This is a genomic window from Kitasatospora sp. NPDC059599 (assembly GCF_042735125.1).
In the GTDB taxonomy this organism is placed as follows: Bacteria; Actinomycetota; Actinomycetes; order Streptomycetales; family Streptomycetaceae; genus Kitasatospora.
In genome coordinates this window covers 11569-23714 of sequence record NZ_JBHWCL010000072.1, presented here as the reverse complement: position 1 = coordinate 23714, position 12146 = coordinate 11569, and the positions used below count along the sequence as shown (strand labels likewise).

General features: G+C 76.6%; 8 protein-coding genes. 6 read left to right on the top strand and 2 right to left on the bottom strand.

Features of this window, described 5'->3' with window-relative positions; translation table 11 throughout:
• Positions 1 to 4 precede the first annotated feature (4 nt).
• On the top strand, positions 5 to 1534 hold the full coding sequence (locus tag ACFV04_RS24140) for an MFS transporter (protein ID WP_380532069.1): 1530 nt from the start codon (positions 5 to 7) through the stop codon (positions 1532 to 1534).
• On the opposite strand, the gene ACFV04_RS24135 is transcribed toward ACFV04_RS24140, so the two are convergent.
• On the bottom strand, positions 1512 to 2564 hold the full coding sequence (locus ACFV04_RS24135) for a helix-turn-helix transcriptional regulator (RefSeq protein WP_380532066.1): 1053 nt from the start codon (positions 2562 to 2564) through the stop codon (positions 1512 to 1514). The genes ACFV04_RS24140 and ACFV04_RS24135 overlap by 23 nt on opposite strands.
• A gap of 234 nt (positions 2565 to 2798) precedes the next feature.
• Between ACFV04_RS24135 and ACFV04_RS24130 the strand changes: the two genes are divergently transcribed.
• Together ACFV04_RS24130 and ACFV04_RS24125 are read left to right on the top strand one after the other, a co-directional pair.
• Positions 2799 to 4538 (top strand): RNA ligase family protein, encoded by a 1740-nt coding sequence (locus tag ACFV04_RS24130; protein ID WP_380532063.1) that lies wholly within the window; start codon positions 2799 to 2801, stop codon positions 4536 to 4538.
• Positions 4538 to 7384, top strand: a complete 2847-nt coding sequence (locus tag ACFV04_RS24125; RefSeq protein WP_380532060.1) for an RNA repair domain-containing protein — start codon at positions 4538 to 4540, stop codon at positions 7382 to 7384. Before ACFV04_RS24130 ends, ACFV04_RS24125 begins: the two co-directional genes overlap by 1 nt.
• 163 nt (positions 7385 to 7547) lie before the next feature.
• Here ACFV04_RS24125 and ACFV04_RS24120 read toward each other — a convergent pair whose 3' ends face one another.
• Positions 7548 to 7892 carry a hypothetical protein gene (locus ACFV04_RS24120; protein WP_380532057.1) on the bottom strand — a complete coding sequence of 115 codons (345 nt, stop codon included), beginning with the start codon at positions 7890 to 7892 and terminating at the stop codon, positions 7548 to 7550.
• A 133-nt stretch (positions 7893 to 8025) separates the two neighbouring features.
• Here ACFV04_RS24120 and ACFV04_RS24115 point away from each other — a divergent pair, with 133 nt between their 5' ends.
• The 3 genes from ACFV04_RS24115 to ACFV04_RS24105 all read left to right on the top strand — a co-directional run bounded on the left by ACFV04_RS24115 (position 8026) and on the right by ACFV04_RS24105 (position 12121).
• Positions 8026 to 8619, top strand: a complete 594-nt coding sequence (locus ACFV04_RS24115) for an ArsR/SmtB family transcription factor (RefSeq protein ID WP_380532054.1) — start codon at positions 8026 to 8028, stop codon at positions 8617 to 8619.
• Positions 8620 to 8840: 221 nt separating this feature from the next.
• Positions 8841 to 10145 (top strand): MFS transporter, encoded by a 1305-nt coding sequence (locus ACFV04_RS24110; protein ID WP_380532051.1) that lies wholly within the window; start codon positions 8841 to 8843, stop codon positions 10143 to 10145.
• A 530-nt stretch (positions 10146 to 10675) separates the two neighbouring features.
• Positions 10676 to 12121 (top strand): pyridoxal phosphate-dependent decarboxylase family protein, encoded by a 1446-nt coding sequence (locus ACFV04_RS24105; RefSeq protein WP_380532048.1) that lies wholly within the window; start codon positions 10676 to 10678, stop codon positions 12119 to 12121.
• Positions 12122 to 12146: the final 25 nt, after the last annotated feature.

Genomic DNA, 12146 nt, shown 5'->3' with positions numbered 1-12146 from the left:
CGGCATGACCACCACCTCCCCGGCCCCCGCGCCGCCCGCTCCTCCGGCACCGCGGACCGACGATCAGCGCTTCCGGTACACCGTCGCCGCCGTCGCCACCGCCGCCCTGATGCTGCCGTTCTCGGTGACGGGGGCCGCGGTGGCCCTGCCGAGCATGGCCTCCCGGCTGGGCGCGTCGGTCGGCAGCGCCCAGTGGATGCTCAACGCGTTCAACATCGGTTTCGCCGCGCTGCCGCTCGCGGCGGGCGGTCTCGCCGACCGGTACGGGCGGCGGCGGGTGCTGCTGGCCGGGACCACCCTGGTCGGCACGATGTCGCTGCTGGTCGCGCTGGCGCCGTCGATGGCGCTGGTGGACGCCGCCCGGGCCGTCCAGGGCTGCGGGGCCGCGGCGGTGCTGGCGTCGGGTGCGGCGGTGCTGGCCCACGGCACCTCGGGAGCGCGCCGACGACTGGCCTTCGGGATCCTCGGCACCTCCTTCGGCACCGGGCTGGCGGTCGGGCCGCCGCTCGCCGGGGCCCTGGTGGAGGGGCCGGGCTGGCGGTCGGTGTTCCTGCTGGTCGCGGCGGTGTCGCTGCCCTCCGCGTTCCTCACGAGCCGCGTGCCCGAGTCCCGTACGCCCCGATCCCCCGGCACCGACCGGCCACCGCTGGACCTGGCCGGACCGGTCCTGTTCACCGCCGGGCTCGCCGCCCTCGCGTTCGGCTTCGCCCGGGCGACCACCGACGGCTGGGCGGCGCCCGTCCCGCTGGGCCTGTTCGCGGCCGCCGTCCTGCTGGTCCTGCTGTTCGCCGTGGTGGAACTCCGCCGGGCCGACCGGGCCCTGTTCGACGTCCGCCTCTTCGCCCGGCCGGAGTTCCTCGCCGTGGTCTGCCAGCCCTTCACCGTCACCCTCGGCTTCGTCGTCCTGCTCGTCTACCTGCCCACCTACCTGCAGGGCACGGCGGGCCACGGCACCCTGGACAGCGGCCTGCTCCTGCTGCCGATGACCGCCCCCGTGCTGCTGCTGCCGCTGGTCGCCGGGCGGCTGGCCCAGCACACCTCGGTGCGAGCCGTCCTCACCGCCGCGTCGGCGCTCATCGCGCTCGGTGCGCTGCTGCTCACCACCCTGGACGGCGGCGGCTCGTGGGCCGGTCTCGCCGTGCCGCTGCTGCCGTTCGGCGCGGGTGTCGGACTGGCCTTCGGGGTGATGGACGACGCGGCCGTCGGCACCGTCCCGGTGGAGCGCGCCGGGGCCGCGGCGGGCATCTTCAACACCCTGCGGATCACCGGGGAGTCCGTGGCCGTCGCCGGCGCCGCGGCCCTGCTCACCTCGCTCACCGCCGCCCGGCTGCGGGCGGGCGGTCTCGGCGGCGGCCCGGCGGCCGACCTCGCCGGGCAGGCCGTCGTCCAGGGGCGGGTGGCGCCGGGGCAGCGGGCCGCGGTGGCCGAGGCCTTCACCGGCGCCTTCCACACGGCCGGGCTGCTGCTCGCCGCGCTGTCCGCCACGGGCGCGCTGCTCACCTGGCGTGCGCTCAGGCCGGGTTCGGGGCGGTGACGGCGGACGGGCGGGCGGCGGCACCGGCACCGGCGGCACTGGCACCGGCACCGGCACCGGTGGCCGTTCCCGCGGCGGTGCCACCGGCAGTGACACCGCCGGCGGCTCCGGCGGCGGCTCCCGCGGTGACACCCGCAGTCGCTGCGGCCGCGACACCGGACAGCCGCCGCAGGGCCCGCTCCGCCGGGCTGTCGGGGGCGGCCGTGTAGACCACCAGGAGATGGTGGTCGGCACCGGGCGCCTGGAAGGTCTCGTAGGCCAACTCCACCTCGCCGACCGCCGGATGGTGGAAGCGCTTGGCGCCGTGGGACTTCTCGTGCACGTGGTGGCTCGCCCACAGCGTGCGGAACTCGCCGCTGCCCAGGGAGAGTTCGCCGACCAGCCGGACCAGCTCCGGGTCGTGCGGCCGGCGTCCGGCGGCCATCCGCAGGATCCCGACCGTGGTGCGCGCGGCCTCGTCCCAGTCGAGGTGGACCTCCCGGGCGCGCGGGTCGAGGAAGATCCGCCGCGCCATGTTGCGGTCGCGCGGAGGGAGTCGGGGGAAGTCGGCGAGCAGCGCGGCGGCGAGCACGTTCCACGCCAGGACGTCGTTGCGGTCGTTCATGATGACGGCCGGGGTCAGCGGCATCGCTTCGACGACCATCCGCAGGGCCGGGCGCAGCGTCTCCGCCCCGCCCCTCGCGCCCCTCTCCGCCCCGCCCTTCGCGCCCGTCTCCTTCCCGGCCCGGGCCGCCGCCCGGCGGGGTGGTCGCGCCAGGTCGCGCAGGTGGGCGCGTTCGGCGGGGCCGAGGAGCAGTGCCCGCCCGAGGGCGTCGAGGACCTCGTCGGACGGGCGGTCGGCGCGGCCCTGTTCCAGGCGCACGTAGTAGTCGGTGCTCAGCCCGACCAGTTCGGCGACCTCCTCGCGGCGCAGCCCGGGCACCCGTCGGCGTCCGGTCGGGGGCAGTCCCGCGTCCGCGGGCGAGACCAGCGCCCGTCGGGCCCGCAGGTAGTCGCCGAGGCTGTTCGGGGTCATGATCGGGTCGGCCATGGGTGTCAGTATCGCCGCACGTCGCTGGGGTGCGGGCGCCGGAGGGTGGCCCCGTCGTACCCACCTTCGCGGTGCCGCCGCACCCGCCTTCGCCGGGCCGCCGCGCCCCTTCACTCCGGTGCCGTCGTACCCGCCCTCTCCGATGCCGCCGCGCCGGCGCTTATTCGCTGGCCCGCACCCGACCGTCGCTCCTACAGTGTCCGCCGGATCGACAATCTCCACGGGAGCCCGGACATGCGCGTGCACTACCCCCGGACTCCGCACCTGCCCTGGTCACCGGGGGCAGCGGCGGACGACGTACGGACCGGGGACCTCGGTGCGCTGGCCGGCGCGGAGGTCGTCGTCACCGAGAAGCTCGACGGCGAGAACACCACCCTCTACGCCGACGGTCTGCACGCCCGGTCGCTGGACTCGGCCCACCACCCGTCCCGCGCCTGGGTGAAGGGCCTGCAGGGCCGGGTCGGCGGGCGGATCCCGGACGGCTGGCGGATCTGCGGCGAGAACCTGTTCGCCCGGCACTCGATCCCGTACACCGACCTGGAGAGCTGGTTCTACGGCTTCTCGGTCTGGACGGAAGGCGACCACTGCCTCGACTGGGACGACACAGTCCGCTTCCTGCGCCGCCTCGGTGTGCCGTCGCCCCGGGTGCTGTGGCGCGGCCGCTTCGACGAACGGGCCCTGCGCACCCTGAAGTTGGACCTGGACCGGCAGGAGGGCTACGTGGTCCGGACGGTCCGGGGCTTCTCCCGGGCGGAGTTCGGCGCGCGGGTCGCCAAGTGGGTCCGCCCGCACCACGTGCGCACCGACACCCACTGGATGCACGCCGCCGTGGTGGAGAACGGGCTCGGCCCGGCTGCCGCGCTGTGGGCCGTGCGGTCCGGGGCGCTGCCCGAGCCGGCCGCCCTGGCCACCGCCCTGAACCTTCCCGAACTTCCCTGCGAGCCGGAGCAGTTGTCGGATGTGTCGGCCCGGCTGGACGAGCTCGGCCGCGGCGGGGACGCCCGACTGACCGGGGTGCTCGCCACCGCACTGCGCGCCGGGCACCGGCAGTCCCTGGCGCCGCGGCTGGCCGGGCCGCTCGGCCTGCCGCTGGCCCGGCGGGTCGCCGACCTGGTCGGGCTGCACCCCGGCCTGCACCGGCCGTACCCGGACGAGGACCGCCGCGCCGGGCTGGCCCGGCTCTCCTGCGCCGCCGACCTCGGGGTACTGCACGCCGTCGCCGCGGCCGCCGCTCCCGGGGCGGAGGAACGCGAGCAGGTCGCCTGGTCCGCACTCCACGCCGAGGACGCCGGGCTGCTCGACGGCGCGCCGCTCGCCCGGCTGCGCAGCGGCCTGCGCGAGGCGCTCGCCGGCCTCGACCGGGACGCCGCCGACCGCTGCTGGGCGCAGGCCCGCGAGGCGTTCGCGCTCGGCCGGATCTCCGGCGTCGAGGAGGCGGTCGCCGCGACCTGGCGCCGGCGGGACGGCGGCTTCCCCCGGCTGGTGCACCTGTGCGGCCCGTCCGGCAGCGGCAAGAGCAGCTTCGCCGCCGGGCTCACCGGCGTCACCGCCCGGATCAGCCTGGACGACCTGCGCGCCGCCCGGGGCTCGCGCTCCGACCAGCGCGACAACGCCGTGGTGCTGCGCGAGGGCCTGGCCCGGCTGGACGCCGCCCTCGCCGCCCCGGGCACCGACGGCGCGGGCCCCACCGTCGTCTGGGACGCCACCTCCCTCAACCGGCAGCAGCGCTCGCACGTCCACGCCGTCGCACAGCGCCGCGACGCCCTGCTCACCCAGGTGGTGCTGGTCGTCGACGAGGACGAACTGCTGCGCCGCAACGCCGTGCGACCGCACCCGGTGCCGGCCGACGTCCTCACGGCGCAGCTGTACCGCTTCAGCCCGCCCTACCCCGGCCAGGCGCACCGCACCTGGTACGTCGGCGCCGGTGGCACCGTGGAAGACACGGCGGGCACACTCGACGCCGAGGAGGACTGATGCGTCCCATCGAACAGATCTGCCAGCGCATCCGCTGGGACGCCCGCTTCGACCCGGCCCGGTTCACCCTGGGCGTGCGCCAGCGCGACGACCGCACCGAGCGGGTGCCGCTGGAGGCCTTCGCTGCGGCAGGCGACATCCCCTGGCACCGGGTCCACTGGGTCGAGGCCGACGGCGTGGTGGTCTGGGACCGCGCGTCCGGCGTGGACCTGCTCGACCGCACCGAGGCCGGACGCCGCACCGACCCGCGCCGCCTGCGCTCGCCGTTCTTCGTGGCGACGACCCCGTACGCCTGGCGGCCGGACGGTCACTGGCAGGCCGTCGCTGCGGAGAGCGACCGGCCCGGGGCTCCGGCGGTCACGGGCCTGCGCGTGGTCACCTGGAACACCCTGTGGGACCGCTACGACGCCGACCGCATCGCGACCGCCCGCCGGCGCCCGCTGCTGCTCGCCGCACTGGAGGCCGCCGACGCCGACGTCATCGCCCTGCAGGAGGTGGAGCCGGCCCTGGTCACCCTGCTGCTGGCGGCACCCTGGGTGCGCGCCGGGTACACGCTCAACGCCGACCCGCTCGGGCGGGACGTCGACGAGCACGGCCTGCTGCTGCTCAGCCGGCTGCCCGTCCTGGAGGCCGGCCGGCACGCCCTGGGCCCGCACAAGGCCGTCACCGCGATCACCGTGGGGACCGCGGGCGACCCACTGACCGTCGCCGCCGTCCATCTGAGCAGCGACCACTCACCGGACGGCGCGGCCCGCCGTGCAGCCGAACTCGCCCGGATCGCCGAGGGCTTGGGCGGCGTCGAGGGTGACCTGCTCCTGCTCGGGGACTTCAACGACGCCCGTTCCGGCGCCTCGGGCCCGGCCGCCGCACTCGGCCTCCGGGACGCCTGGACGCAGGTGCACGGACCGTCCGACGACACCCCCACCTTCGACCCGACGGCCAACCCGCTCGCCGCGGTCTCCTCCCTCACCGGCCGGCCGGGCCGCATCGACCGCGTCCTGCACCGCGCCGACAGCACCCGCGCCACCGCCGCCACACTGCTCGGCAACCACCCGACCAGCGACGGACTGCACCCGTCCGACCACTACGGCGTGGCCGTGGACCTCGGCCTCGGCGGAGCCGGCGGAGCCGACGGAGCGGCCGGGGCTGCCGGCGGAGCGCCGGACTTCCTCGACGCCGCGCCCGTCGCGCGCACCGCCGTCGCCTGGCTGCCGCCCGAGGAGCTGTGGCCGCCGATCCAGCGGCTGCGCGCCGCCCACGACCCGCAGCTGCACCGCTGGCCACCGCACGTCAACCTGCTGTTCGGCTTCGTCCCGGAGGCCGAGTTCGACCGCGCCCTGCCACTCCTGGGCGCCGCAGCCGCCGAAGCGGCCCCGTTCACGGCACGGCTGGACGGGGTGCACACCTTCGGCCACCGCGAGGACGCCACCGTCTGGCTCGACCCGGCCGCCGCCTCCGCCGAGCCCTGGGCGGCGCTGCGGCACGCGCTGGAGCGCCGCTTCCCGCGCTGCCACGGCCGCGCGGAGGGTTACACCCCGCACCTGACCCTCGGGCGCAGCACCGACCCGCAGCGGGTGGCCGCCGACTGCGCGGCCCGGCTCCCCGGGGTCACGGCCCGGGTCGGCGAGCTGGTGGTGCTCTCCCGCCGGGGCTCCGAGCCGATGCGACCGCGCGCCGTGGTCACGCTGGGGACGGGTGAGGTGCGGCCGGTGCCCGCGGAGCAGGCCGTCCGGCTGCAGCCGGAGTCTCCCCAACGGACCTCTGCGGCAAGGACATTGGCCCGGCGCATCACGGAGGCACTACCGGACGGCGCGGTCCGTCTGGTCGGCTCGCGACGGCTGGGCTGCCACCTGGACGGCGCCGACCTCGACCTCGTGGCGGCGCTGCCCGGCCCGGCCGACCTGCCCGCCGTCCGCACCCGGGTGGCGGCCGCACTGCCGGACGCCCGACGGCTGCGCGAGGTGGTCGGCGCCCGGGTGCCGGGACTGCGGCTGGAGGCGGACGGCCTGTCCGTCGACCTCGTCGTGGTCTTCACCGGCTCCCTCGACCCGGCCCAAGCCGTCGCCCACCGTGCGGAACTGGGCGAGGCGGAGGCCGTCGCACTGAGCGCGATCACGGACGCCGAGGCGATCCTCGCGGCGGTCGGCGACCGGCACGACCGCTTCGTCCGGCTGGCCCGTCAGGTCAAGGCCTGGGCCCGGGCCCGCGGACTGGACTCGGCGCCCTTCGGCCAACTTCCCTCGCTCGCCTGGTCGGTGCTCGCCGCACGCACCGTCCTCGACCACGAGGACCCGGACTGCGACCTGTTCCGGCAGTTCACCGAGACCTGGGCGGGCTGGGACTGGCGGCAACCCATTGCGTTGTCAGGCGCCCTGACGGATCGCCAGGCCAGTGCGGTCACCGTCCTCACCCCCTCCTCCCCCGTGCGCAGCTGCACCACCCAGGTCGGCGCGGACACCCGCGACCTGCTCACCGAGGAGCTCTACCGCGCCTGGGAGCTCAGCACGGAGAGCGCCGACCCGTGGCCCGCCCTGCTCACCCCGCCCCCACTCCACCGGCGCCACGCCGCCTGGGCGGTGGTCACCGCCCCGGAGGAGTCCGTCGGGCTGGTCCGCGGCCGCCTCCGCGCACTGCTGACCGCCCTGGAGGAGGCGGGCGGCACCCACCTGCACGCCTGGCCGCACCCCTACCGGACCGCCGACGGCCTCACCCACCACCCCGTCGGCCTCGGCCCCGAGCCGCTCGCCGCCGACCGGCTCACGGCGGTCGCCGACTCCTGGGGCCGCCACCTCCCCGGCGTCCACGTCCGGCATGTCGAGGGCGGCGCGGTCCCCACCCTCACCTAGCCGAGACCCGCCCAGCCGCGCACCGTCCCCCGGCCCACCCTCGCTGGTCGGCCTCGTGGGTCGGCCTCACGGGTCGGCCTCACGGGTCGGCCTCACGCCCCCGCCTCTCGGTCGGCCTCTCCGTCGGCCTCGCGGGTCGGAACCCTTTGCGGCGGGGCCGCGGTCAGCCCGCCTCCAGCGCGTCGGCCCGCTCGTCCAGGGCGGCCGCGATGTCGTCCCAGTCCGGCCCGTGCGACCACAGGCTCCGGGCCGCCTCCCGCATCAGCTCCGGCTCGTCCGGCCGCTGCAGGAGCAGCAGCCGGTAGGCCAGGTTCCGGATCCGGACCGGCAGGTACCCGTCGACGACGTGCGGGCAGAGCTCGCGCAGCATCGCGAGGATCGCGTCCGCGTCGGCGAAGGTCAGCTCCTCGACGAAGTCGTGCTCGTCGTGCTCCCGGCCGCATTCCGGCACGGGTCCGTACTCGTCGCCGTACAGGCAGCGGGCGTGCTCCGTCAGGGTGCTGTGCATGGACGGGAGCCTACGGCCTTCGGGCCGGACAGGGCCTGACCGCAACCCGGGAGGCAGGCCGGCCCTCGGATCACCGGCGCCCGGATCCGAAATTTTTATTGCGAAACTTTTCTTTCGGACCTACCGTGGACGCATGCCCCAGAAGCCCGAGCCCGACCGGATCACCGACCTGTCCCGCCTGAAGGCCTTCACCAACCCGCTCCGGATGCAGCTCTACCGCCTGCTCTACGCCGCGGGCAGCGCGACCGCCTCCCAGCTCGCCGCGCAGGTCGACCAGGCCCCGTCGCTGGTCAGCTACCACCTGCGCAAGCTCGCCGAGCACGGCTTCGTGGCCGAGGCCGACGGCCGGAGCAGCGACGGGCGGGAGCGGTGGTGGCAGGTCGCCTCCGAGGAGGGCTGGGGATTCCGGGAGTCCGACCTCGCCGACACGCCCGAGGGGGCCGCCGTCGTCGGCGCGGTGACCCGCGGACTCGTCGACTCCCGCGCCACCCAGTACCGCGCCTACCTGGACCAGGGAGCGGCCTGGGGCAGGGAGTGGACCGACGCGGCGTTCGGCGCCGAATGGCTGCTCGATCTGAACGCGGCCGAACTCGCCGAGCTGGGCGAGGAGTTGCAGGACCTCTCCCGGCGCTGGCGGGAGCGCGGCAAGGCCGCCAGGGCGGCCGGTGACGTCGAGGGCCGCGAGCACGTCTCCGTCCACCTGTACGGATTCCCGTTCCGCCCCTGAGGCCGCCTGGCCCCGGCCGACCCGTACCCGACCTGCCCGGTCCGCCCGGTCCGCCCGGCCTGACCTGCCCAAGCCCGACGCGCTGGGCCCGCCCGAACGACCTGCCCGGCCGCACCCGGAACCGGCCCCCGCCATCGCGGACGCCCACTCCCGGCACCGCGCCGGCCGTCGTCCCTCCCGGCACCGCGCCGGCCGTCGTCCCCCACGAAACGGAGCCCGCCATGGCCCTCGCGGAGCCGCCCCTCCACCTGCACGCCGCCACGCCGCCCGCCCACCGCGACCCCAACGTGCTGCGCTGGCTCGCCGCCTACACCGCCTCCCTGATCGGCGACGGCGTCTACTTCGTCGCCCTCGCCTGGTCCGCCCAACGGGCCGCCGGCCCCACCGAGGTCGGCTTGGTCATGGCCGCCGGGGCGCTGCCCCGCGCCGTGCTCATGCTCGGCGGCGGCGTGCTGGCCGACCGGCTGGACCCCCGGCGGGTGATCCTCGGCAGCGACGCCCTGCGCTGCCTGCTCATCCTCTCCGTGGCCGCCGCCATCGCCCTGACCACGCCCGCGCTGTGGCTGCTGGTCGCGGTGGCACTGGTCTTCGGCGCCGTGGACGCGCTGTTCGTCCCCGCCGTCGGCGCACTCCCGCCCCGGATCACCGGCCCCGACCAGCTGGCCCGGGTCACCGGCATGCGCTCGCTGTCGATGCGCCTCGGCCAGATCGCGGGCCCGCCGCTCGGCGGCCTGGCCATGGGCCTGGGCGGCCCGGCCGCCGCGTTCGGCGTGGCCGGACTGCTCTTCGCGCTCTCCCTGCCGCTCCTGCTGGGCGTACGCCTCCGGAGCCTCGACGCACCGGCCCGGGAGGGTTCGCCCCGCCCCGGCACCGCGCGAGAGGATCTGCTCGACGGTCTGCGCTACCTCGGGCGCCACCGTCTGATCGGCCCGCTGGTCGCCGTCGGGACCGTCTGCGAACTCGGCCTCGCCGGCACCCTCAACGTCGGCATGGTGCTCCTCAACGCCGAGCGCGGCTGGGGCCCGTCCGGCTACGGCTGGATCGTCGCCTGCTTCGGCGCCGGGGCCACTGCCGGGGCCGCGCTGCTCACCGTCGGCCGGCTGCCCCGGGCAGGTCTGACCACGGTGGGCACGCTGCTCGTGGCCAGTGCGGGCGCTGCGGCCATGGGCCTGGTCCCGAGCCTGTGGACCGCGACCGCGCTGGCCGCGCTCGTCGGCCTGACGGCGGGCGTCTCCGGCAGCCTGACCCACGCCCTCGTCCAGACGGCGACGGATCCCGCCTACCTCGGCCGGGTCACCTCCGTCATGATGCTGGCCCTGATCGGCCTCGCCCCGCTCAGCTACCCGGTGGTCGGCGCGGCCGTCGGCGCCTGGGGAGCGGCCCCGGTCTTCGTCGCCTGCGGAGCCTTCTCCTTCCTGGGCGCGGCCCTGGCCCTGCTCTCCGAGCCGGTCCGGCGCGCCGAACTGCCCGTGGTCACCGCCGCAACGCCCCGGCCGGCGGACGCAGCCGACGCCCGTACCCGGTGAGGGCGGGCACGCCGGCGCCGCGCAGCGACGTGCCCGGCCCGAGCGCGCGCTCGGCGTCACCCGGATCGCACCGGTCAGGCGCCGACCACCAGCGGCCGTCGGCCGGCTCGGGGGGTGACGAACACCCGGCGGAAACGCCGTGCGGACGCTCGGCGAAACCCCGGTGGCTGCCGCAGTCGGCCACGTCCACGCCCGTGACACAGGGCACCGGACGCGGCGCGGACACACCGAGCAGGTCCGGCACCCCGGCCTGGCCGGCGGTGGCGACCGCGATCCGGGACAAGAAGCAGCAGGCCGGCCGCACGCGCCGGTCGTCGGGCTCCTTCACCCGCCCGAGGCGCTCCGACGCCGCCATGTTCCGGGCCGGGATCACCGCCTCGCCACCGATCTCCGCCGACCCCGCCGGCGCACCCGCCCGCGCGCTCGACCGTCGGGCGGGCCCTGACCGGGCCACCCGCACCGGATTGGCCCGGGACGACGCCCCGCGCCGCTCGTTACGCTCGGGCGCAGTCGATCAACGGAGAACCGTCATGCACCCCGAACTCGCCGCCGACCTGGCCCGGTTGCCCGACCTCCTGGAGGAGACCCGGCGGCGGGCCCTGGCCTTCCTCGACGGTCTCGACGAGCGGCCCGTCGTCCCCCGGGCAGCCCCGCCCGGCGCCGGATCCGGCGCCCCGGTGGAGCTCTCCGAGGCGGGCGGCGGGCTGCCCGCGGCGCTGGCGGAGTTCGCGCAGCGGTGGGAGCCCCGGCTGTCGGCGAGTGCCGGGCCGCGGTACTTCGGCTTCGTGACCGGCGGAGCGACCCCGGCGGCGCTGGCCGGCGACTGGCTGACCTCCACCGTCGACCAGAACTCCAACTCCTCGCTGGACCCGGCCGGTCAGCACCTGGAGCGGGAGACGGTCGGCTGGCTGCGCGCGCTGTTCGGGCTGTCGGAGGCGCACCACGGAACGTTCGTCAGCGGCGCGACCATGTCCAACACGGTCGGGCTGGCGATCGCCCGCGAGTGGCTGGGCGAGCGGCTCGGGGTGGACGTCGCCGAGGACGGGGTCGGTGCGCTCGGCCCGGTCCGGGTGCTGTCCGGCGGCGCGCACTCCTCCGTGTCCAAGGCGCTGTCGGTGCTGGGCCTGGGCCGGTCGGCGCTGCGGCGCGTGCCCCTGCTGCCGGGCCGGGAGGCGGTGGACGTGGCCGCGCTGGAACGGGCGCTGGCCGGGACGGACGGGCCGTGCGTCGTGGTGGCCAACGCGGGCACGGTCAACACCGTCGACTTCGACGACCTGCGGGCGATCGCGGGCCTCCGCGAGCGCCACCGCTTCTGGCTGCACGTGGACGCCGCGTTCGGCGCCTTCGCCGCACTGTCGCCGGAGCACGCGGAGCTGGTGGCTGGCCTGGACCTCGCCGACTCGGTCTGTGTCGACCTGCACAAGTGGCTGAACGTGCCGTACGACAGCGCCGTGCAGTTCACCCGCCACCCGGACCTGCAGACCCGGGTCTTCCGCAACGCCGCCGCCTACCTCGGCCCCGCCCCGGTCTCCGGCCGGGCGGGCGGCCACGGCGAGCGCCCCGATCTGGTCCACCTCACCCCGGAGAACTCGCACCGGCTGCGCGCCCTCGCGGCCTGGTTCACGCTGCGCGCATACGGGCGTTCGGGCCACCGGGAGATCGTGGAGCGCAACATCGCGGGCGCCCGGGTGCTCGGCGAGGCGGTCGAGCGGATCGACGGGCTGGAACTGCTCGCCCCGGTCCGGCTGAACGTCGTCTGCTTCACCCTGACGACGGACCCCACCCCCGAGCGCCTCGCCGCCCTCGCGGCCGCTCTGGCCGGGGAGGCCTTCCTGACCCCCACCCACTACGCCGACCGGCCCGCCCTGCGCGCGGCCTTCAGCAACTGGCGCACCACGGAGGCGGACGTCCGGCGGACGGCGGAGGCGCTGGCACGGGCTGTCCGGACGCAGGCCGCCGACCGGGACGGGGACTGACCGGGGACGAACCCGGGCGGCCCCG

Bases quoted from the DNA above. Each gene is read 5' to 3' on its own strand.
- ACFV04_RS24105 (WP_380532048.1), top strand. From the start codon at position 10,676: ATGCACCCCGAACTCGCCGCCGACCTGGCCCGGTTGCCCGACCTCCTG.
- ACFV04_RS24120 (WP_380532057.1), bottom strand. From the start codon at position 7,892: ATGCACAGCACCCTGACGGAGCACGCCCGCTGCCTGTACGGCGACGAG.
- ACFV04_RS24110 (WP_380532051.1), top strand. From the start codon at position 8,841: ATGGCCCTCGCGGAGCCGCCCCTCCACCTGCACGCCGCCACGCCGCCC.
- ACFV04_RS24135 (WP_380532066.1), bottom strand. From the start codon at position 2,564: ATGGCCGACCCGATCATGACCCCGAACAGCCTCGGCGACTACCTGCGG.
- ACFV04_RS24125 (WP_380532060.1), top strand. From the start codon at position 4,538: ATGCGTCCCATCGAACAGATCTGCCAGCGCATCCGCTGGGACGCCCGC.
- ACFV04_RS24115 (WP_380532054.1), top strand. From the start codon at position 8,026: ATGCCCCAGAAGCCCGAGCCCGACCGGATCACCGACCTGTCCCGCCTG.
- ACFV04_RS24130 (WP_380532063.1), top strand. From the start codon at position 2,799: ATGCGCGTGCACTACCCCCGGACTCCGCACCTGCCCTGGTCACCGGGG.
- ACFV04_RS24140 (WP_380532069.1), top strand. From the start codon at position 5: ATGACCACCACCTCCCCGGCCCCCGCGCCGCCCGCTCCTCCGGCACCG.